Source organism: Jatrophihabitans telluris, from assembly GCF_023516435.1.
GTDB classification, from domain to species: domain Bacteria; phylum Actinomycetota; class Actinomycetes; order Mycobacteriales; family Jatrophihabitantaceae; genus Jatrophihabitans_A; species Jatrophihabitans_A telluris.
Map to the genome: position 1 here is coordinate 1298366 of NZ_CP097332.1, position 20630 is coordinate 1318995.

The 20630-nt window shown below is 68.0% G+C and carries 20 protein-coding genes; 13 read left to right on the forward strand and 7 right to left on the reverse strand.

Features of this window, described 5'->3' with window-relative positions; genetic code table 11:
- The first annotated feature begins 2 nt into the window (after nt 1–2).
- Both M6D93_RS06150 and M6D93_RS06155 read left to right on the forward strand, forming a co-directional pair.
- A complete protein-coding gene (locus M6D93_RS06150) occupies nt 3–452 on the forward strand; it encodes a chemotaxis protein CheW (protein WP_249773482.1) in 450 nt (149 codons plus the stop codon).
- 169 nt (nt 453–621) lie between these two features.
- On the forward strand, nt 622–1569 hold the full coding sequence (locus M6D93_RS06155; protein WP_249773483.1) for a hypothetical protein: 948 nt from the start codon (nt 622–624) through the stop codon (nt 1567–1569).
- 9 nt (nt 1570–1578) lie between these two features.
- On the opposite strand, the gene M6D93_RS06160 is transcribed toward M6D93_RS06155, so the two are convergent.
- The 3 genes from M6D93_RS06160 to M6D93_RS06170 all read right to left on the reverse strand — a co-directional run bounded on the left by M6D93_RS06160 (nt 1579) and on the right by M6D93_RS06170 (nt 5049).
- Nucleotides 1579–2394: a CheR family methyltransferase gene (locus M6D93_RS06160; protein ID WP_249773484.1), complete on the reverse strand. Its 816-nt coding sequence runs from the start codon at nt 2392–2394 to the stop codon at nt 1579–1581.
- Nucleotides 2391–3698, reverse strand: coding sequence for a protein-glutamate methylesterase/protein-glutamine glutaminase (locus M6D93_RS06165; protein WP_249773485.1), 1308 nt, complete (start codon nt 3696–3698; stop codon nt 2391–2393). The genes M6D93_RS06160 and M6D93_RS06165 overlap by 4 nt, the downstream gene beginning before the upstream one ends.
- A 70-nt stretch (nt 3699–3768) precedes the next feature.
- Nucleotides 3769–5049 (reverse strand): nicotinate phosphoribosyltransferase, encoded by a 1281-nt coding sequence (locus tag M6D93_RS06170; RefSeq protein WP_249773486.1) that lies wholly within the window; start codon nt 5047–5049, stop codon nt 3769–3771.
- Nucleotides 5050–5097: 48 nt separating this feature from the next.
- On the opposite strand from M6D93_RS06170, the gene clpS reads away from it, so the two are divergent.
- The 8 genes from clpS (at nt 5098) to murI (ending at nt 11497) form a co-directional block, all read left to right on the forward strand.
- Complete coding sequence (gene clpS / locus M6D93_RS06175; RefSeq protein ID WP_249773487.1) at nt 5098–5409, forward strand: ATP-dependent Clp protease adapter ClpS; 312 nt, start codon at nt 5098–5100, stop codon at nt 5407–5409.
- A 16-nt stretch (nt 5410–5425) separates the two neighbouring features.
- A complete protein-coding gene (locus M6D93_RS06180) occupies nt 5426–5893 on the forward strand; it encodes a DUF2017 family protein (protein ID WP_249773488.1) in 468 nt (155 codons plus the stop codon).
- A gap of 84 nt (nt 5894–5977) precedes the next feature.
- On the forward strand, nt 5978–6394 hold the full coding sequence (locus M6D93_RS06185) for a M67 family metallopeptidase (RefSeq protein ID WP_249773489.1): 417 nt from the start codon (nt 5978–5980) through the stop codon (nt 6392–6394).
- A gap of 213 nt (nt 6395–6607) precedes the next feature.
- The gene (locus tag M6D93_RS06190; protein WP_249773490.1) at nt 6608–6889 is read left to right on the forward strand and encodes a MoaD/ThiS family protein; all 282 of its coding nucleotides are present in this window, start codon (nt 6608–6610) and stop codon (nt 6887–6889) included.
- Between the two features lie 10 nt (nt 6890–6899).
- On the forward strand, nt 6900–7871 hold the full coding sequence (locus tag M6D93_RS06195) for a PLP-dependent cysteine synthase family protein (protein ID WP_249773491.1): 972 nt from the start codon (nt 6900–6902) through the stop codon (nt 7869–7871).
- Between the two features lie 232 nt (nt 7872–8103).
- Nucleotides 8104–9750: a purple acid phosphatase family protein gene (locus M6D93_RS06200; protein WP_347343554.1), complete on the forward strand. Its 1647-nt coding sequence runs from the start codon at nt 8104–8106 to the stop codon at nt 9748–9750.
- Between the two features lie 245 nt (nt 9751–9995).
- A complete protein-coding gene (locus M6D93_RS06205; protein ID WP_249773493.1) occupies nt 9996–10646 on the forward strand; it encodes a rhomboid family intramembrane serine protease in 651 nt (216 codons plus the stop codon).
- Nucleotides 10647–10717: 71 nt separating this feature from the next.
- Nucleotides 10718–11497, forward strand: coding sequence for a glutamate racemase (murI, locus tag M6D93_RS06210; RefSeq protein WP_347343555.1), 780 nt, complete (start codon nt 10718–10720; stop codon nt 11495–11497).
- Nucleotides 11498–11598: 101 nt separating this feature from the next.
- On the opposite strand, the gene M6D93_RS06215 is transcribed toward murI, so the two are convergent.
- Nucleotides 11599–12009, reverse strand: a complete 411-nt coding sequence (locus M6D93_RS06215) for a YjbQ family protein (protein ID WP_249773495.1) — start codon at nt 12007–12009, stop codon at nt 11599–11601.
- Between M6D93_RS06215 and M6D93_RS06220 the strand changes: the two genes are divergently transcribed.
- Nucleotides 12008–15370 (forward strand): AfsR/SARP family transcriptional regulator, encoded by a 3363-nt coding sequence (locus M6D93_RS06220; protein ID WP_249773496.1) that lies wholly within the window; start codon nt 12008–12010, stop codon nt 15368–15370. The two genes, M6D93_RS06215 and M6D93_RS06220, sit on opposite strands and share 2 nt — an antisense overlap.
- An 82-nt stretch (nt 15371–15452) precedes the next feature.
- Here M6D93_RS06220 and M6D93_RS06225 read toward each other — a convergent pair whose 3' ends face one another.
- Together M6D93_RS06225 and M6D93_RS06230 are read right to left on the reverse strand one after the other, a co-directional pair.
- Nucleotides 15453–16295 (reverse strand): ABC transporter permease, encoded by an 843-nt coding sequence (locus M6D93_RS06225; RefSeq protein WP_249773497.1) that lies wholly within the window; start codon nt 16293–16295, stop codon nt 15453–15455.
- The gene (locus tag M6D93_RS06230; RefSeq protein WP_249773498.1) at nt 16292–17293 is read right to left on the reverse strand and encodes an ATP-binding cassette domain-containing protein; all 1002 of its coding nucleotides are present in this window, start codon (nt 17291–17293) and stop codon (nt 16292–16294) included. The genes M6D93_RS06225 and M6D93_RS06230 overlap by 4 nt, the downstream gene beginning before the upstream one ends.
- Before the next feature lie 214 nt (nt 17294–17507).
- Here M6D93_RS06230 and rph point away from each other — a divergent pair, with 214 nt between their 5' ends.
- Together rph and rdgB are read left to right on the forward strand one after the other, a co-directional pair.
- Complete coding sequence (gene rph, locus M6D93_RS06235) at nt 17508–18227, forward strand: ribonuclease PH (RefSeq protein ID WP_249773499.1); 720 nt, start codon at nt 17508–17510, stop codon at nt 18225–18227.
- On the forward strand, nt 18224–18841 hold the full coding sequence (gene rdgB, locus M6D93_RS06240; protein WP_249773500.1) for an RdgB/HAM1 family non-canonical purine NTP pyrophosphatase: 618 nt from the start codon (nt 18224–18226) through the stop codon (nt 18839–18841). The genes rph and rdgB overlap by 4 nt, the downstream gene beginning before the upstream one ends.
- Before the next feature lie 185 nt (nt 18842–19026).
- Here the strand turns inward: rdgB and M6D93_RS06245 are convergent, their stop codons facing one another.
- Nucleotides 19027–20628 (reverse strand): amino acid permease, encoded by a 1602-nt coding sequence (locus tag M6D93_RS06245; RefSeq protein ID WP_249773501.1) that lies wholly within the window; start codon nt 20626–20628, stop codon nt 19027–19029.
- Between the last annotated feature and the right edge of the window lie 2 nt (nt 20629–20630).

Consider the following 20630-nt stretch of genomic DNA (forward strand, 5'->3'; position numbering starts at 1 on the left):
CCATGGTGCAGCTAGCCACTTTCTTCCTGGGCGACCACCAGTGCGCAGTCGGCGTCGAGCATGTCCAGGAGGTGCTGCTCGATCAGCCGCGTACCCGGGTGCCGGGTGCACCCGAGGCCGTCGCGGGGTTGATCAACCTGCGCGGACAGGTCGTGACGGCGCTGGACCTGCGGGTCCGGCTCAAGCTGTCGCCGCTGTCGGAGAACGGCTCCAGCATGAACGTCGTCGTGCGCAACGGCGACGAGGTCTGGAGTCTGCTCGTGGACCGGATCGGCGACGTCATCGAGGTACCCGACTCACAATTCGAGCCGCCGCCGGACACGCTGACCGGACGGCTACGGGAACTCATCATCGGTGCCTACAAGTTGGACGGACACTTGCTGCTGGTGCTCGACGTCGCCCGGGTGCTCGACCTGGCCTCGGTGGGCTCGGCGGCGTCGGCTGCCGCCTGAGCTGCCGGGTGCGGACAGTAGCAACATGACGCCTGCAGGTGATGGGCGGTTGTGCACAGTAATGGCCTGTGAGTAAAGGGTAATCGTTTCTTGATAGTCCCTTCACATTGAGCGAACTTGATGCCCTTCATGGGTAGCGGGCGGCCTCTGTGAGCCTCATGATCGACATATGCCCCTTTCGCTCGTGAGCGCTCCGGTGCTCGGCTTCGACCTCGTCCGGCACCCCAACGGGCCGGGCGTCGCCGCGATCCTCATCCGAGCGATGCAGCTGCAACCGGTCGACCTGCCGCGATTCGGCCGCCCGTTCCCGGCCAGCGGCCCGTCCCGGGCTCAATGCTGGGACGCGATCGCCGACGCTCAGGCCAGCGCCGGACTCGGTTCGCTGCGGGGCTCCTACGTCCCGCGTCGTACCGGAGACCGGCTATCGGTGCTGGAGACGGTGGCTGATGACCTCGTGCGCAGCATGATCGTCGATCTCGACGACCTGCGGCGGCTGATCGGTGCCGAAATTCTCGCGTGGACCGACGCCGACCGTAACGCCGCGCCGGCCGAGCCCGCGGGATCGGCCGGCCTCACCGGCGGGTCCGGGCACCCCGAACAGGCCGTGCTGGACGCCGAGGAGGCGCTCTTCGATGCGGTGGCGGCGCAATGGATCACCGGACTGTGGCCCGACGGCGAGGCCGGCCCCGAGGCCGTCGCGCTGACCGGTCGCTACCGGGCTGCGGAGGCGGGACTGGGAGACCGGCCGGTCGATGTCGGGCCTGCCGAGGCATCGGTCGCCGCGGTCCTGGACCAGCTGCGTCGCTGCACCGACAGCGACCGCGCCCGGCTACGTACCATCGGCCAGGTCATGCGGGCCAGTGGCTCGCAGTGGGCCGAAGCCGTTCACGACGCATCCTGGGCCGCCTATACAACCGGCCGAGTCCGTGCGGCGGCGATGGCCCAACTGCTGGGTGTGCAGGCGTTCCGGGCCGGGGGTTTCGACGCGACCGACGGGGCCGAGGGCCTGTGGAACCTGGTCAGCGGTCATCTGCAGGCGTGCGTGATGGGTGACGTCCTCAGCGACGAAACACTGACGACGCTCACCCGGGCGTGGACGGCCGCTTTCGGTCGCTGAAGGCGCCGCTCAGCGCGGGCGGTACAGCGACACCCGGCCCTGGGAGAACCGCTGCCAGTGCTCGTCCATGCCGAGGATGGTCTCGGCGCCGCCGAGCAGCAGGAAGCCGTCCGGCCGACAGACAGCGCGCATCCGGGCCAGGATCTCGCGCCGCGTCTGGATCGAGAAGTAGATCAACACGTTACGCAGGAAGATCACGTCGAACTGACCCATCGGCGGGAACGGCTGGGCGAGATTGAGCTTACGGAAGCTGATCATCCGCTTCAGATCGTCGTTGACCGCCCACTTGGTGCCCGCGCGGGTGAAGTGTCGGACGAGCCGGTTGGCGGGCAGCCCGCGATTGATCTCGATCTGGCTGTACACCCCCGCCTCGGCCTGACGAAGCACCGCCGGGGACAGGTCGGTGGCGATGATCTCGCTGCGCCAGCCCACCGGCAGCAGGCCCTCGTTGAGCAGCATCGCGAGGCTGTAGGGCTCCTGCCCGGTGGAGCAGGCGGCCGACCAGATCCGCAGCTGGCGCGCCGCGGCCCGCTCGGTCTTCAGGTACGGCATGATCTCGTCGCTGAAGACCTGGAACGGGCTGTTGTCCCGAAACCAGGAGGTTTCGTTGGTGGTGAGGGCCTCGACGATGTCTTCGCGCAGCCGACGGTCGGCGCTGGTGCGCGCCTTGTCGACGAACGCTGTCACGGTGGGGTGCCCGCCAGAGCGCGCCAGCGGGGTCAGCCGGGACTCGACGAGGTATTCCTTGCCGGGCTCGAGCACGATGGCAGCCTCACGTTCCACTGTGGCGCAGACCCAGTCGAAGGCGGGGGCGGAGAGTGTCATTGCGGTGTTTCCTCGGATCCATGCAGGGGGAGATGGTGCTGTGGTGCGCGAGCTCGGTTGCTGAACTCGGTCGGTAGGCTCGGCGGCCGCCGGGGCATTCGTTGCACGAGCTGCCCGGCGATCTCGGTGAGCGGCAAGATCGAATGTGCCAGGCCGGCTTCGGCGACCGCGCCGGGCATGCCCCACACGACCGAGCTGGCCCGGTCCTGTACGAGGATCTCCCCGCCGGCGGCGGCGATGTCGCCCGCGCCGAGCTTGCCGTCGCTACCCATGCCGGTCAGGACGAGCGCCAGGACCTGCGCTCCGTAGGCCCTGGCCACCGAACGGAACAGCACATCGACGGCCGGCCGGCAGAAATTCTCCTGGGCGCGCTGGTGGAGCTTGGTCTGGACCCGCCCGGCGGCTCCGCCACCCGAGCGCTCGACCTCCAGATGGAAATCGCCCGGCGCGAGATAGACGTGCCCGGGCGACAGGGGCATTCCGTCGCGGGCTTCGTGCACGGTCAGCTTCGCGCCCTTGTCCAGACGTTCGGCGAACAGCGCCGTGAACACCGGCGGCATGTGTTGGACGACGACGACCGGGACGGGGAGGTCGGCGGGCAGCTCCCGGAGGATCGAGCTGAGGGCCTCCGGTCCGCCCGTCGAGCAGCCGATGGCCAGGATCAGCGGTCCGGTCCCGGCGGTGCGGGGCCGGGCCAGCGGCCGCGTCGAGGGCTGGCCGAGTCGATCGGCCTGACCTCGCGCACCGGTGCCCGGGCGGCCGGTGGCGCCGCCCTGGGCGGTGCGCGCCAGTCCGTTCGCCGACTCGGGCAAAAGGCTGGGCCGGCTGCGGTTGAGCAGGTGGGCCGTGCTGAGTGGGGCGGCCGGTCGCGCCGAGGCGAACCCTCGCGCGGCCGCGCCCTCGGCCAGCGCTTTGATCTTGGGCGCAAGCTCCGCGCGGACCCGCTCGCGGGACTCGGTCACGCTGCCGACGTTGGCCGGTTTGGTGACATAGTCACTGGCTCCGGCCGAGAGGGCCTCCAGGGTGGCCGCCGCGCCTCGTTCGGTCAGCGTCGAGAACATGATCACCGGCAGCCGCCGGTTTCGCTTGCGGATCTCCCGCAGCGTGGTGAGGCCATCCATCACCGGCATCTCGATGTCCAGGACGACCACATCGACGTCCAGCTTGTCGAGCTTGTCGAGGGCGAGCTGGCCGTTCGCGGCTATGCCGACGACCTCGATGCCCGGGTCGGCGGACAGGCCTTCACTGACGATTCTCCGGACGACCACGGAATCGTCGACGATGAGAACCCGGGCCTGCTTCACAGAACACCCATCGGCAGACCGTTGCTGCTACTGAGCCTTTGTCCCCTTTGCGGGCGGCTGGAAAGCGGTCTCAGACGAACGTGACCGGCAGGCCCGGGTCGCCGGCCGACAGCTTCAGCGCCTCCCAGGGCAGCTCGCTCACGGCCGCGCGGTGATGGCGGCGGGACTCGGCCAAGGCGGGACGGTCGACAGCCTTGCCGTCGACCATCAGGGCAACGGTGAGCGGACGCTCGTCGGCCTGCGCGACGTAGCCGCCGGAGTTCACGGCGATCCGTTCCTCGATCGCCGTCCCGGACGCGCGGTGGGCGCGGTAGGCCCGTTTGAGCCCACCGCGGCTGGCCTTGTTCTCGCTGCGCTTGGCCACGGGTCGCCCGTCCACCTCGACGAGCTTGTAGACCAGCCCGGCGGTCGGCGCCCCGGCCCCGACGACGACGGCGGTGCCCGCGCCGTAGGAGTCGACCGGCGCGGCGGCCAGTGCGGCGATGGAGTACTCGTCCAGGTCGCCGCTGACGACGATCTTCGTCCCGGTGGCACCGAGCCGGTCGAGCTGGGCCCGGGACTGGTGCGCGAGCACGGCCAGGTCACCGGAGTCGATGCGCACCGCGCCCAGCGACGGGCCCGCCACCGCGATGGCCGTGTCGATGCCCTTGCCGATGTCGTAGGTGTCAACGAGCAGCGTGGTCCCCACTCCCAGCGCGGCGACCTGGGAGGCGAAGGCGTCGGCTTCCTGATCGTGCAGCAAGGTGAAGGCGTGCGCGGCCGTACCCGCGGTCGGGATGGCGTACCGCGCGCCGGCGGCCAGGTTGGACGTCGAGGCGAAGCCCACCAGGTAGGCCGCGCGGGCACTGGCCACCGCTGCCTGTTCATGAGTCCGCCGGGAGCCCATCTCGATGATCGGACGGTTCCCGGCGGCGATCACCATCCGGGCCGCCGCGGCGGCCACCGCCGAGTCGTGGTTGAGCACGGACAGGACGAGGGTCTCCAGGACCACCGCCTCGGCAAAGGTGCCCGTCACGGAAAGGATCGGCGAGTACGGGAAGTACGGCTCACCCTCGGCGTAGCCCTCGACCCGGCCGCTGAAGCGATAGCCCGCCAGGTAGTCGGCGGTGCGGTGATCGATCGCCCCGGTCTCCAGCAGCACGGCCAGCTGATCGGCAGTGAAGGTGAAATCCCCGATGGCCTCGATGAGCCGACCGGTACCGGCGACCACCCCGAAGCGACGTCCGTTGGGCAGCCGCCGCCCGAACACCTCGAAGCTGCAGTGCCGCTCGGCGGTGCCGTCGGCCAGCGCGGCGGCCAGCATGGTGAGCTCGTAGCGATCGGTGAACAGGGCGGTCGACTCGTCCGGCATGGTTCTGATCGTCGCAGACTGCCCGGCGGTCGTGTCACCATGGGACCCATGGCTGCTCCCATGCCGACCCTCGTTCCGTCGAAGGAGTCCGAGGCCGATCACCGTTCCGACGAGCAACTCGACCCCGACCGACCATGGGTCACCGTCGTGTGGAACGACCCGGTCAACCTGATGAACTACGTGACCCACGTGTTCATGACGGTGTTCGGCTACCCGAAGGACAAGGCGACGGCTCTGATGCTCGATGTCCACCACAAGGGAAAGGCGATCGTGTCCTCCGGGCCGCGCGAGCGGATGGAAGGCGACACGGCCAGGTTGCACGGCTACGGCCTGTGGGCGACAGTGCAGCGCGACGCGTGAGTCCTCGAGGCGGCCGATGAAGGCCAAGCGCAAGGGCGAGGTCCTGCGCGTCAGCGTCGAGGCCGAGGAGTCCGCCCTGCTGGCGATGCTGCTCGACGACCTGGAAACGTTGCTGGACAGCACCGACGACTCGCTCGGTGTATTCGTCGATCCGGCTCTGGCCCGCCTGTACCCCGACGGGTACTCCGACGACTCCGAGGCTTCTGAGGAGTTCCGTGGGCTGGTCGGCGCGGATCTGCGCACCGAGCGCTCCGGCCGGTTACAGCTGTGCCGCTCCGAGTTGCCCCTGGGCGGTGGGCGGATCGAACTCGACGACGACGGCGCCGATCGCTGGATCCGGGTCCTGAACGACGTGCGCCTGGTTCTCGGCGTGCGGCTGGAGGTGAGCGAGGACACCGAACTCGACCCGAGTGTGGAGTCCAACGCCCTGTACGGCTGGCTGACGGCCGTACAGGACATGCTCGTGCTGCACCTGATGGGCTGACCATCCGCCGGGGACGGCCCTCATCACCCGGCCGTGACAGCCCTGATCACTCGGGCCGTCGGCGAGCGGATATCCTGACCTACTGTGTTGACCCTCTCTCAGGCGACCTACGACGCCCTCGTCGCCCACGCGCGCCGGGACCACCCGGACGAGGCGTGCGGTGTCGTGGCCGGGCCTGAGGGCTCTGACCGCCCGGTGCGTGTGGTGGAGATGCTGAACGCCGCTCGCTCGCCGACGTTCTACGAGTTCGACTCCTCCGACCTGTTGCAGCTGTACAAGCAGCTGGACGCCAATGACGAAGAGCCCGTCATCGTCTACCACTCCCACACGGCAACCGAGGCCTACCCGTCGCGCACGGACATCGCCTACGCCTCCGAGCCCAACGCGCACTACGTCCTGGTCTCGACCCGCGAGCCGGATTCGGTGGAGTTCCGCTCGTTCCGCATCATCGACGGCGTCGTGACGGAGGAGGACGTGACGGTGGTGGACGGCGATGTGTGAGCAGCTGCCGCGCCGTTTCGAACCGGCTAGCGAGGTCGTGATCGAGCGTGCGTTGCTCGGGCACACCGTTCTCGTGGTCTGTTACGACTGTCACTGAGCGGCCCTGGGGCGGCCGGCGCGGACATATTCAGCCGCCCCCCACCGTTGTCCCCAAGAGTGTCATCCCTGCGCCGGCAGCCTGCCGCGACGCGCGTCTGAAGGAGTACCCCCACCATGGCCGTTGAGGTCAAGATCCCCACGATCCTTCGCAGTTACACCGACGGCAAGAAGGCCGTCCCCGGTGACGGCGCCAACCTCGCCGCGTTGCTCGACGATCTGGAGAGCCGGCACTCGGGGCTCAAGGGCCGCCTCATCACCGACGACGGTTCGCTGCACCGTTTCGTCAACATCTACGTCAACGACGAGGACGTCCGCTTCACCGGTTCGCTGGACACCACGTTGTCCGACGGCGATTCGGTCACGATCCTGCCCGCCGTCGCCGGTGGGGCACGCTGAGCCTGCACCCGTGACTCGGTACGAGAACCTCGCCGCTGAGGTCGGCAACACCCCGCTGATCGGCCTTCCTCGGCTCTCCCCGCGCTGGGCGGACACCGCCGACGGTCCGGCCGTCCGGCTGTGGGCCAAGCTCGAGGACCGCAACCCGACCGGTTCCATCAAGGACCGCGCCGCGCTGAAGATGATCGCGGTCGCGGAAGCGGACGGGCGATTGACTCCGGGCTGCACGATCCTGGAGCCGACCTCGGGCAACACCGGCATCTCGATGGCCATGATCGCCAAGCTCAAGGGCTACGGGATGGTCTGCGTGATGCCGGAGAACACCTCCGAGGAGCGCCGGCAACTGCTGGAGATGTTCGGCGCCCGCATCATCTCCTCACCGGCGGCCGGCGGCTCGAACCAGGCCGTGGCGATGGCCAAACAGTTGTCGGTCGACAATCCCGAATGGGTGATGCTGTACCAGTACGGCAACCCGGCCAACGCGCTTGCGCACTACGAGGGCACCGGACCTGAGCTGTTGGCCGACCTGCCCACCATCACGCACTTCGTCGCCGGCCTGGGCACGACCGGCACCCTCATGGGTACCGGTCGCTTCCTGCGGGAGAAGGTACCGGGGGTCGCGATCGTCGCGGCCGAGCCCAGGTACGGGGAGTTGGTGTACGGCCTGCGCAACATCGACGAGGGGTTCGTGCCAGAGCTGTATGACGATTCGGTGTTGACGTCGCGGTTCTCGGTGACCTCCTACGACGCGCTTCGGCGCACTCGGGATCTGGTCGAGCACGAAGGCATCTTCGCCGGCATCTCATCGGGGGCGATCCTGCACGCGGCCCTCGGGGTGGCCGACAAGGCGTTGAAAGCGGGTCAGCGGGCCGACGTGGCCTTCGTTGTGTGTGACGCCGGCTGGAAGTACCTGTCGACCGGCGCCTACTCAGGGTCGTTGCAGCAAGCCGCCGAGCGCCTGGAGCATCAACTCTGGGCCTAACCGCCCTCCGTTGAGGTTGCCCTCGTTGCGGGCTCCTGCGCGTTGACGTTGCCCTTGTTGCGGGCTCCTGCGCGTTGACGTTGCCCTTGTTGCGGGTTCCTGCGCGCCACTAGACGAACTTCGTCCTTTCCGTACCGTTCACGAAACGTGCGCAAACATGGCACCTTTCCGACAGGCCAGGTTCGGTTGCGACGCAGAGCATTTCACCGTGACCGAATCTGACCTTCCCCGTATGGGTGTTCCCGCCGAGCTCATGCAGCGCCTGTCGATGGCTGAGCAACACGAGTACCTCACCCGCCTCCGTCCGTCCCGGCGCACGTTGTTGCGAACCGGAGCCCTGGCTGCCGGTGGTACCGCGGTCGCGGGCCTGCTCCCGGCCACGTCCGCCGCGGCGTCGCCGACCTCGCCGACCCTCATCACCTCCTCGACCCGTCACGGGACGACGGTGGTGCCGTTCGCACGGCACCTGGCCTTCGGCGCCGATCCGCGCACCCAGATGCGTATCGCCTGGCAGGTACCGGCGATCGTCAAGCATCCGTTCGTCCGGTTGGGTCGTCATCCGCTGGACCTGGGACAGAAGATCCCGGCCGAGGTACGCGCGCTGCACTCCGAAGTGCCCGGTGCCATCGCCCCCGTCGACCAGTACTACCTGCACGTCGAACTCGACCGGCTACTTCCGGGGTCCAGGTACTTCTACGGGGTGGGCCACGACGGCTTCGATCCTGCAGACGCAGCGAACCTGACGTCGCTGGGGGAGTTCGAGACCGCCCCCCGCCGCAAGGCTCACGCGCTGAGTTACACGTTCACCGCCTTCGGGGACCAAGGGGTCAGCTACGACGCATTGGCAAACGACACCACCCTGCTCGGCCAGCACCCGAAGTTCCACCTGCACGCCGGCGACATCGCGTACGCCGACCCGTCGGGGCAGGGCAAACCGGTGTCGAGCACGGGAGCAAACGGTACCGACGTCTTCGACCCGCGGGTCTGGGACAACTTCCTGAACCAGACCGAACTGGTGGCCAAGCAGATTCCGTGGATGGTCGCGACCGGCAACCACGACATGGAGGCGCTGTACTCGCCCAACGGCTACGGCGGCCAGGAGGCGCGCTGGGACTTCCCCGGCAACGGCCCGTCGAAGTGCCCCTCGGTCTACTCCTTCATCTACGGCAATGTCGCCTACATCAGCCTTGACGCCAATGACGTGTCGAACGAGATCCCCGCGAACAAGGGTTATAGCGGTGGAAGCCAAACGGCGTGGCTGGCCGAGCGGCTGTACTTCCTGCGAACCCAGCCGGACGTCGACTTCGTAGTGGTCTACTTCCATCACTGCGCCTATTCAACGACCAATCAGCACGCCTCCGAGGGCGGAGTGCGCGCGGACTGGGTTCCCTTGTTCGACAAGTACAAAGTCGATCTGGTGATCAACGGCCACAACCATGTCTACGAGCGCAGCGATGCCCTGCGAGCGAACGCGGTCACCCGGAGCGTGGCTATCGGTGCCACCGTCGATCCGGCTGAGGACGGCACCATGTACGTCACGGCAGGGGGTGCTGGCCGGAGTCTGTACAGCTTCCCCGTTCCGGACAGCTACGCCGGCCATGAGGTGGCGCACGGTGACGTGCCGTCCTACTACTGGGACGCAAACGGCAACAAGGTGACCGAGACAATCCAGTGGTCGCGCGTTCGCTACACCGGATACTCATTCCTCGCGGTCGATGTCGCTCCGGCCCCGCACGGACGGGCGACGACCCTCACCGTCCGAGCCCTGGCCGAGAACGGCACCGAGGTCGACCGGTTCGTGATCCGGCGCAAGGCCGGCGAGGTCGGCCTGGCCAGTCGTGGGGTCCCGCGTCCGAACGAGAACCTCAGCGCCTCCTAGCCCACGTAGCCCACGTAGCCCACCGATTCTCGTTGAGGTTGCCCTCGTTGCGGTCACCGGGGGCGCAACGAGGGCAACCTCAACGGGTCGGGGGCCGCAACGAGGGCAACCTCAACGGGTCGGGTGCCGCAACGAGGGCAACCTCAACGGGTCGGGTGGCGCAACGAGGGCAACCTCAACGGGTCGGGGGCCGCAACGAGGGCAACCTCAACGGCGTTGGGGGCCTGCCCGGTAAATTGGTCGCCGTGAGCATCCCGGAGCCAGGCCAGCCGATGAACCGGCGGCAGCAGCGGCGGCACGAGCTGGCCAACACGAGCATGCTCAGCGGTCTTCGCGGCGACGGCCCGATCACGGCCGTCATGGTGGTTGTGACGGCGTGGGTCGTGCTCGTCGTGGTGGCCATCGTCAACGCCGTCCTCCACCACCACCTCACCCGCTTCGGGATCCAACCCCGGCACGCGGTCGGGCTGCGCGGGATCGTCCTCTCACCCTTCCTGCACGCCGACTTCGCGCACCTGGCCGCGAACTCCATCCCGTTCCTGGCGCTGGGCTGGGTGATGGTCATGGAAGGTCTTAAGCAGGCCGCCATCGTCACGACCGCCATCATCCTGGCCTCCGGATTGATCGACTGGGCGATCGGTCCGTCCAGCGCGGTCATCGTCGGCGCGAGCGGCGTCATATTCGGCTGGCTCGGGTACGTGCTGGCCCGCGCCTGGTTCTCCCGCAACATCAGGTGGATCGCGATCGCGATCATGGTGGTCGCGGTGTTCTCCGGAATGTTCACCGGCCTGCTGCCCCGGTTCGACAGCCACGTCTTCTGGGCCGGACACGTGGCCGGATTCGTCGTGGGCGTCCTCACCGGCGCGTTGCTGCACCGGCGCCCGGATCGCGCGTGACCGATCCTCGCGCGGGGCGGCGGCCGGCGGCCGGTCCGGACGCCGGTGCCGCGTCTCTGGCGCCGATCGGCATGTTCGACTCCGGGGTCGGGGGGCTCACCGTGGCCCGGGCCGTCCTTGATCAGTTGCCGCACGAGTCGCTGCACTACATCGGAGATACAGCGCATTCGCCCTACGGGCCGCTGCCGATCGCCGAGGTTCGCCGGCACGCGCTGCGGGTTATGGATTCGCTGGTCGCCGAGGGTGTGAAGATGCTGGTCATCGCGTGCAATTCCGCTTCCTCGGCCTGCCTCGCCGACGCCCGCGAGCGCTACGACATCCCGGTCGTGGAGGTCATCCGGCCAGCCGTCCGCCGAGCCGTGGCAGCCACGCGCAGCCGACGGATCGGGGTGATCGGCACTCTCGCGACCATCACCTCGGGCGCGTACCAGGACCTGTTCACCGCGGCGCCGGACGTGACGGTCGTCGCAGCGCCCTGCCCGAGATTCGCCGAGTTCGTCGAGCGCGGTGTGACCTCCGGCCGGCAACTGCTGGGCCTAGCGGAGTCCTATCTGAGTCCGCTCGGCGCGGCCGACATCGACACCCTGGTGCTCGGCTGTACCCATTACCCGATGCTCACCGGATTGCTGTCGGTTGTTCTCGGCGATCACGTCACGCTCGTGTCCAGCGCCGATGAAACCGCCAAGGACGTCTACCGCAGTCTGCTGGCGACAGGCCTGCTGAGACCGGACGAGGCCGGGCCCGCGGTGCACCGCTTCGAGGCCACCGGCCCCACCGAGGCCTTTGCCCGGCAGGCGCGGCGATTCCTCGGCGTGGACCCGGCCGACATCTCCACGATCACCACCAGCTGACCACCACCGGCTGACCACCACCGGACCTCCAACTCACCACCAGCCCAGCACCAGCCCAGCACCAGCGGGCCGAGCCTTGCGTCGGGGTGACGCGGCGCCGGTCACGAGCGCCCGGACAGCAGACTCAACCGCACTTCCCGCTCGGCGTTGTCGATGTTCGTGTCCACCAGGCACAGCGACTGCCACGTACCCAGCGCGATCCGCCCGTCCAGGACCGGGACCGTAGCGTGCGGCGGGACGAAGGCCGGCAGGACGTGGTCGCGCCCGTGGCCGGCTGAGCCGTGCCGGTGGCGCCACCGGTCATCGCGCGGTAGCAGGTCGTCCAGCGCGCGGAGCAGGTCGTCGTCGCTGCCGGCGCCGGTTTCGAGGATGGCGATCCCCGCCGTGGCGTGCGGGACGAACAGGTTCAGCAGGCCGTCCCCCGCTCCGGCGACGAACGCCGCGCACTCGGCTGTGAGGTCGGTGACGGTGGCGCGGGCTCCGGTACGGATTCTGAGCACGGTGGTCTTCATGTCGTCCATCTTCGCCCTCGGGCGCGGGCTGCTGGCCGTTGGCCGGACCTGGGACGATGGCACGGTGCGGATCTCAGTGCTCGGCCCCGTCGAGCTCAGTGTCGCCGGGCGATCCGTCGCGATCTCCGGCGCCCGGCTTCGTCGGCTGCTCGTGCGCCTGGCGGTCGCGGACGGGCGGCCGGTCAGCGCGGGCGAGCTGACCGCTGCGGTCTGGCTGGACGAACGGCCCAATGACGAGACGAACGCGCTGCAGACTCTGATCTCTCGCCTGCGCCGGGTGCTCGGTGACGATGCCGAGATCCAGCAGACCCCGGGTGGCTACCGGCTGTCAGCGGCACGGTCGACGGTCGCCGGACCGCCGTCCTCGATGCGGACGGACCTGGCTGAGCTGGATGCGCTGTCCGACAGTGGGCGGCGCAGCCAGGCGGCCGGCGACCTGGACTCAGCCATCGAGGACTATCGCGCCGCCGCGGCCCTGTTTCGCGGCGAAGCCTTGGCGGATGCGGGCGAGGCGGACTATGCCCAGCCGCTGCGCTCCCGGCTCGACGAGCGGCGGCTGGAGGTCGTCCACTCCCGCATCGAGTGCGAACTGGCCGCTGGACGGGCCGCGACGGCGGTGCCGGACCTGGAGGCGCTGGTTGCCGACTACCCACTTCGGGAACAGTTCACCGCCCAGTTGATGACCGCCCTGACCTCGACCGGCCGGGCCAACGAAGCGCTCGTGGTGTTCGACCGGACTCGGCGCCGGCTGGCGGAGGAGCTGGGAAGTCATCCCGGCGCCGATCTCAGACAGGCCCACCAACGCGCGCTGCACGCTGCCACGCCAGCCGGCCCGGAAGTCGCGACGACACCGCGGCGGACGAATCTACGAGCAGTTCTCACCAGCTTCCTGGGCCGCGAGGATGAGCTGAAGCGGGTGTCCTCGCTGCTGGAAGCGGGCCGGTTGGCAACCGTTGTCGGGCCGGGCGGCGCGGGCAAGACGCGGCTGGCCGGGGTGGTGGCCACTGAGTGGGCCGACGCTCTCGAGGACGGTGTGTGGTTCGTGGAGCTGGCCCCGGTCACCGATCCGGTCAACCTCGCGCAGGCCGTTCTCGCCTCGTTGGGCTTGCGCGCGAACCAGCTGCTGGACCGGTCGACCGTGGACACCCAGCGGGTCAGTACCACTGACCGGCTGCTGGATGTGTTGTCGCAATCCGACTGCCTGCTCGTGGTGGACAACTGTGAGCATCTCATTCTCGCCGTGGCGGAGCTGGTCGACCTGTTGTTGGCGAACTGCCCGCGGTTGCGAGTGCTGGCCACCAGCCGGGAGCCGCTGGGCATCGACGGTGAGGCGCTGTGCATGCTGCCACCTTTGACGCTTCCCGCGGTGGAGGCGGGCGTGCAGGAGGCGATCGCACACAGTTCGGTGCAGCTGTTCGCCGACCGGGCCGGCGCGGTGAGCGCCGGCTTCGAGATCACCCAGGCCAACGTGGCGGACGTGGTCGAGATCGTGCGGCGGCTGGACGGGCTTCCGCTGGCTATCGAGCTCGCGGCGGCGCGGTTGCGGGTCCTGCCGGTGACCGAGATCCGGGCGCGACTGTCGGACCGGTTCCGGTTGCTGTCCGGGGGTAGCCGCGTGGCCATGCCTCGCCATCGCACCCTGCGCGCGGTCGTCGAGTGGAGTTGGGAGCTGCTGACCGACTCCGAGCGGCTGCTGGCCGAGCGGCTGGCGGTGTTCCCCTCCGGCGCCACATTGACCAGTGCCACCGCGATTTGCGCGGATGGCCGGTTGGATCGGGCTGACATCGGCGAGTTGCTGAGTGCCCTGGTGGACAAGTCCCTGCTCAGGGTCGATCCCGACAGCGACCTTCGCTATCGCATGCTGGAAACGCTGCGCGAGTACGGGGTCGAACGGCTGTCCGAGCGCGGTGAGGTCGGGGATGCGCGGCTGGCGCATGCCCGTTACTTCGCCCAACTGGTGGCCGAGGCCGAGCCGTGGTTGCGAACGTCTGAGCAGCTGGAGTGGTTGCGCCTGCTCGAACGCGAGCAGGACAACCTGCTCGCCGCCCTGCGCTATCTCGGCGAAAGCGGCGACACCAGACGCACCCTGCGCATGGTCGGTTCGCTCGGGTGGTACTGGATCCTGCTCGGCAGCCACTCGGAGGCCGTCAGCTGGTTGAGCTTCGCGCTCGACGTTCCGGACGGTGTCGGCGGCCCCGACGCCGGTTCCGACGAGTCTGGCGGCCGAGACAACGCTGCCCGGACGGTGATCGAGGCGCAGCTGGCGCTCAACACGATGGCCACCAGTTTCGGGGAGGGCCACGAGACCGACGTAGCGGCCAGCTTGAACCGTATGGAGGATCTGGGCCGGCGACTGGGCGAGATTCCGGCCGAGGATCCGATGGTGTTGTTGCTCCGTCCGATGATGTCGTTCTTCTCCGGCGACAGCGAGCGGATCGTGGCGCTGCTGGACGAGGCCATGTCCAGCTCGGACGACTGGATCCGGGGCGCGGCCCTGATGTTTCGCGCGAACCTTCGCGAGAACGACGGTGAGGTCGAGAAGATGCGGGCCGACGTCGACGCGGCGTTGGGCATCTTTCGGCAGATCGGTGACCGCTGGGGGATGGCCTCGACCTTGACCTCGCTGGCCCAGCTGCACACGCTGGACGGCGACCTGCCCGCCGCGATCGCCGAGTACACCCGGGCGGCCGGGTACCTCGCCGACTTCGGCGCGCACTCGGACGAGGCGATGCTGCATCTGCGGCTGACCGACCTGCAGTTGCGACTGGGCGATTTCGAGGCTGCCCATCGGGAGGCGGAGCTGGTACGTACAACGGACTTCCAGGCCGGGAGTTCGGCCCAGCGCGTCCTGGCCGAGTGCGCGTTGTCGGCGGTCGCCAGCGCGACGCAGGACCACCCGGCCATGACGGCACACCGGCGGAACCTGCTGCGCGAGGTCAGCGGTATGAGTCCGGTCCACCCGATGAACGGGCACGTCCGGTCGTTGGCGCTGGCGTCCTTGGCCGGCCTGGAGACCGCCGGTGGCGACTACACCGAGGCGGCTGCGCATCTGCGCGAGTCCTACGACTGCGGCGTGGCCACCCAGGACATGCCGATCATGGCGGCGGTCGCCGTGGCGGTGGCGACGTGGGCCGCCGCACTGGGGGACCCGGCCGCCTGGCGACACTCGGCCGAGATCCTCGGGGCGGCGGCGCAGTTACGGGGGTCCGACGATCGGACGGACTGGTTCGTCCGGCGACTGCGTGAGCGCTTGACCGAGCAGTTGGGCGCCGAGCAGTTGGCGGCCTGTTACGGCCGCGGTCGCGCTTTGACGCGTAAGGCGGCCCTGGCGCGCATCGACCCCGCCACCGTGCCGCGTTGAGGTTGCCCTTGTTGCGCGAGAATCCCGTTGAGGTTGCCCTTGTTGCGCGCAACAGGGGCAACGTCAACGGGTGGACGTGCGCTCAGGCCCGGCTTCGGTAACCGCGCAGGGCGAGGGGGACGAATACCGCCAGCAATCCCACCATCCAGGCGCCGGTCCACGCGAGATGCGACGCCACGGGTCCGCCGATCATCAGCCCGCGCACCGTGGACACCAGGTGAGATATCGGATTCACCTTGACGAAGGCCTGCAACCAGCCCGGGAGCGTGTCGGTGCTGACGAAAGTGTTGGAGCCGAAAGACAACGGCAGCACAAGGAGAAACATGATGCCCTGGACCGCTCCGGACGTCCGGACGATCATTCCCACGAACACCGATATCCAGCAGAAGCACAACGCGAACGCGATCGAGATCCCGAACGCGGCTACCGCGGCCAGCCAGTTCGTCTCGACCCGGAAACCGATCAGGGAGCCGAAGCCCGCGAAGACCAGACAGAGGATGACGTAACGCACGACATCGCCCAGCACGGCGCCGACCAGCGGAGCCGAGCGAGCGATCGGCAACGAGCGGAACCGGTCGAAGACACCCTTCTCGATGTCGGCATTCAGGTTCTGGCCCAACGCCACCCCCGCCATCGCGATGGACTGGCCGAGCAGCCCCGGTAGAAGGAATTGCAGGTACTGGTGCTGCGATCCGTGCCCGAGCGCACCGCCGAAGATGTAGGTGAACAGCAGCAGAAAGATGATGGGCTGCAGGGTCACGTCGATCAGCTGCTCTGGCGTTCGAGTGAGTTTGATCAGGCTGCGCTTGGCCAAAACCGCCGCGTGACGCAGCGTCGTGACCAGGCCGGAAGAGCTGGTCATCGGGGTGGCCAGCGTGTCCATCGGGCTGGAGGCGCGGGTCGTGGTGGTCAGGGTGCTGGTCATGCTGCGGCCTCGCTGTTCGTCTGGTGGATCGCCGATTCGGATTCGTCGGTGGGCGTGCTCGGCCGGCCGGTCAGGGTGAAGAACACCTCGTCCAGACTCGGCAGGTGCAGTGACAGTTCGGTGACCGCGATATCGGCGTTGGCCAGGCGTGCCACCGCGTCGGTAAGCGCGGTGTCGGAGTCGACGGGCACGCTCAGCGTCCCGCGGCCGGTGAGCTCGGGTGTGGCCGAGGCAATCGTCGAGAGGATGCTCGAGACTTCCTGCAGCCGGCTTTCGTCGGCCGGTCGAACCGCCAGCCGCTGACCTCCGACGACCTGCTTCAGGCCGTCCGGGGTGTCGTGAGCGATGACGCGGCCATGATCGATGACGGTGATCTCGTCGGCGAGCGCGTCGGCCTCCTCCAGGTACTGGGTGGTGAGCAGCACGGTCGAACCGTCGGAGATCAGGCGCCGGACCACGCCCCACATGTCCTCACGTTTGGCCGGATCCAGTCCGGTCGTGGGTTCGTCGAGGAAGATCACCGACGGACGTCCGACGAGGCTGGCGGCCAGGTCCAGCCGGCGGCGCATACCACCGGAGTAGTTCTTCGCGATCCGGCCCGCCGCCTCGGAGAGGTCGAACCATTCGAGCAGTTCGGCGGCGCGAGCTTTGGCGTCGCGGCTCGACAGGTTCAACAGCTGGCCGATCATGACCAGGTTCTGGGTGCCGGTCAGGTCCTCGTCGACCGAGGCGTATTGGCCGGTCAGGCCGATCGTCTGGCGCACCCGGTGGGCATCGCGCACCACGTCCAGGCCGGCGATCCGGGCGCTGCCGGAGTCGGCCCGCAGCAGGGTGGCCAGGATCCGCACCGCGGTCGTCTTACCCGCGCCGTTGGGCCCGAGCACCCCCAGGACGGTGCCCTGCCTGGCGGCCAGGGCGACGCCGTCCAGGGCCAGGGTGCCCGACGCCGTGCTGCCGAACCGCTTGGTGAGGCCCTCGGCCTCGATTGCGTATTCCATGACGGTCTCCTTCGCATTCAGTTCGTCAGGTAGCACTCTGGGTGTGGGCGCTGGCAGCATCCGCACAGCGCACTGGCACGCCTGCCACGGACGTGTCAGCGCACGCCAGCGCGTGTGTTCGCGTGTGTTCGCGTGTGTTCGCCTGTCTGAACTGGCGGGCGGATGCCAACGCGTGCCGGCAGCGATGACAGACGCGCTCGATAAGGTGGCGGGCATGACCCGCCCCGACGGTCGCGCTGCCGACCAGCTCCGTCCCATCACCATCACCCGCAACTGGCAGGCCTACGCCGAGGGCTCGGCGCTCATCGAGTTCGGCGAGACCAAGGTGCTCTGCGCTGCCTCGGTAACGCAGGGTGTCCCGCGCTGGCGCAAGGGCAGCGGCCTGGGCTGGGTGACCGCGGAATACTCGATGCTCCCCAGGGCCACCCTGACCCGCAACGATCGTGAATCGGTCCGGGGCAAGATCGGCGGCCGCACTCACGAGATCTCGCGCCTCATCGGCCGCTCGTTGCGCGCCTCGATCGATCTGGCTGCTCTCGGGGAGAATTCGATCGCCATCGACTGTGACGTGATCCAGGCCGACGGTGGTACCCGCACGGCCGCGATCACCGGCGCCTACGTCGCGCTGGCCGACGCGGTCAGCTGGCTGCAGTCCAAGGGTGCGCTGGCCAAGCCGGATCCGCTGATCAACTCGGTGGCCGCGGTCTCGGTGGGCGTCATCGACGGTGAGCCACGACTGGACCTGATGTACGAGGAAGACGTCCGCGCCGAGACCGACATGAACGTGGTCGTGACGGGCCAGGGCGAGTTCATCGAGGTACAGGGGACGGCCGAGGGGGTACCGTTCCGCCGCGACGAGCTGGACGCGCTGCTCGACCTCGCGCTGGCCGGCTGTGCGGACCTGACGTCCCTTCAACACAAAGCGCTGGCATGAGTTCCTCGCCTGTCGATCGGGTGCTGCTGGCTACGCGCAACCAGAAGAAGCTGGCCGAGCTCGCGCGCATCCTCACGCCTCAGGTGCCTGTTCGAGTATTCGGCCTTGATGACGTCGACCCGTACGACGAAGCGCCCGAGACCGGCGCGACCTTCGCCGACAACGCGCTCATCAAGGCGCGTGAGGCGGTGGCGCACACCGGCCTGATCTCCCTCGGCGACGATTCCGGTCTGGCCGTCGATGCCCTCAACGGGATGCCCGGTGTGCTGTCGGCGCGCTGGTCGGGCTTACCCAAGGACGATGACCGCAACGTGGAGTTGTTGCTCCAGCAGTTGGCCGACACCCCGGACGAGCGGCTGGGTGCCGAGTTCGTCTGCGCACTGGCCCTGGTCACCCCGGACGGGGCCGAACATGTCGCACACGGCACCATGCGAGGGCGCCTGATCCGGCAGCGCCGCGGGGCCAACGGCTTCGGCTACGACCCGATCTTCGTGGCCGACGGCCACGATGTCACCAGCGCCGAGCTGAGTTCGGCCGACAAGGATGCGATCAGTCACCGTGGTGTGGCCTTGCGGTTGATGACCTCGGTCCTGCTGGACGTCCTTGGTGGCTGAAGCGCGGCCCGTCCGACACGACCGCACGCTGCGGTCGCGCTGACGGGACGCGCAAGTATCAAAGCAAGAAAATTACGCGTGCGCTGTTTCGACGGCCAATTTCAGCGCTCAGGTAGATGAGAGTTTGCGTCCGGACGTGCACGTTGACACCGGAAACAACCGGCGTCAACGTGCACGTCTACGCATCAGTGCGGCGGTGCTCCGTGACCGTGTTCCAAGGCGATCTCGTCCGCCGAGCTCATCCCAGCAGGCAGGTTGACGGTCGTCTTGGGGCCGGTGAACCAGTTCTTGACCGACAGGTGCCACGCCAACCAGAGGATCAGCAGTGCGCCGATCACCACAATTGGCGTGTAGTTGACGTACTTCCAGGCGAAGCCACTAACACCAGGGATGCCGCCGACTGACGTCGGGAACAACGCGACTACCGAGGTGACCACGATCTCGACGACCGCCACGAGGCACATCCACTTGTACTTCGAACCCAAACTCCAGCGCCCGGGAACGAACGCGTCGCCGACCTTCCAGCGCAGGAAGATGGGGATCGCGAAGGCGAGGTAGAGACCGATCACTCCGATCGAGACGACGGCGAAGAACGCGACCGGCACCGGGGCGCCGTTGATGTCGACCTTGACAAGAGCGGGCAGTGTCAAAATCACTGCGATCACGGCCGACACGATGACCCCGTAGACCGGCACTTTGTTGTGGTTGAGACGGGACCAGTACTGGCCGCCGGGTACGGCGCCGTCGCGGCTGAACGCGTACAGCATGCGGGTTGTCGAGGTCATGCACGCCACCGTGCAGAAGAACTGACCGAGCGCTGAAATGAGCAGGACCGTGCTGGCCCACTTGGTGGTCAGCGCTTGGGCGAAGATGACCGCGACGCCCCCACCGCCGCTGGTCACCTTGCCCTCGTCCTGAACGGCGAACAGGAAGGCGAGCAGCAGGATCCAGCCACCGATGGCTGAGTAGAAGATCGACTGCCAGATTCCCTTGGCGGCCGCGTTGGCCGCCGACTTGGTCTCCTCGGACAGGTGAGCCGAGGCGTCGTAACCGGTGATCGTGTACTGCGTGAGGATCGCTGAGATGGGCAACACCAGGAAGAGGAAACCGATGCCGTGGGTGCTCACGCCGAAGATGCCCGAGTTGTTCACCGTATGCGTGAACACCGAGGAGACGCTGGCGTGGTGCTTGGGTAGGAAGATCAGGATCAGGACGACCGCGCTCGCTCCGAACACATGCCACCAGACGGAGATGTTGTTCAGCACCGCGAGCAGATGGCTGGAGAAGATGTTCACCGCCGCAGCCAAAGCCAGAATGATGACGAACATGATGAACACCCGCGTCAGGCTGTAATGCGAGGCCCACGAGGTGCTGTAAGTGTCCAGCGTCAGGTCGAGGAACGTCGCGCAGCCGTAGGCCACTGAGGCGTCGATGGCCAGCAAGCCGATCAGGTTCAGCCAGCCGGTGTAGTAGCCCGCCTTCGGACCGCCCAGTTTGGACGCCCACCAGTAGATCCCACCGGAGGTGGGAAACGCGGACACCAGCTCGGACATGCACAGTCCGATGATCAGGATGAAGATCGAGATAATCGGCCAGCCCCATGCGATCGCCGCCGGGCCTCCGTTGTTCCAGCCGAGACCGAAGCTGGTGAAGCATCCCGCCAGGATCGAGATGATCGAGAACGAGATCGCGAAGTTGGAGAACCCCGACCAGGATCGGTTGAGCTCTTGCTTGTATCCGAGTTCGGCGAGGCGGGCCTCGTCGTCGTCGAGATGCGTATCAGCCACCA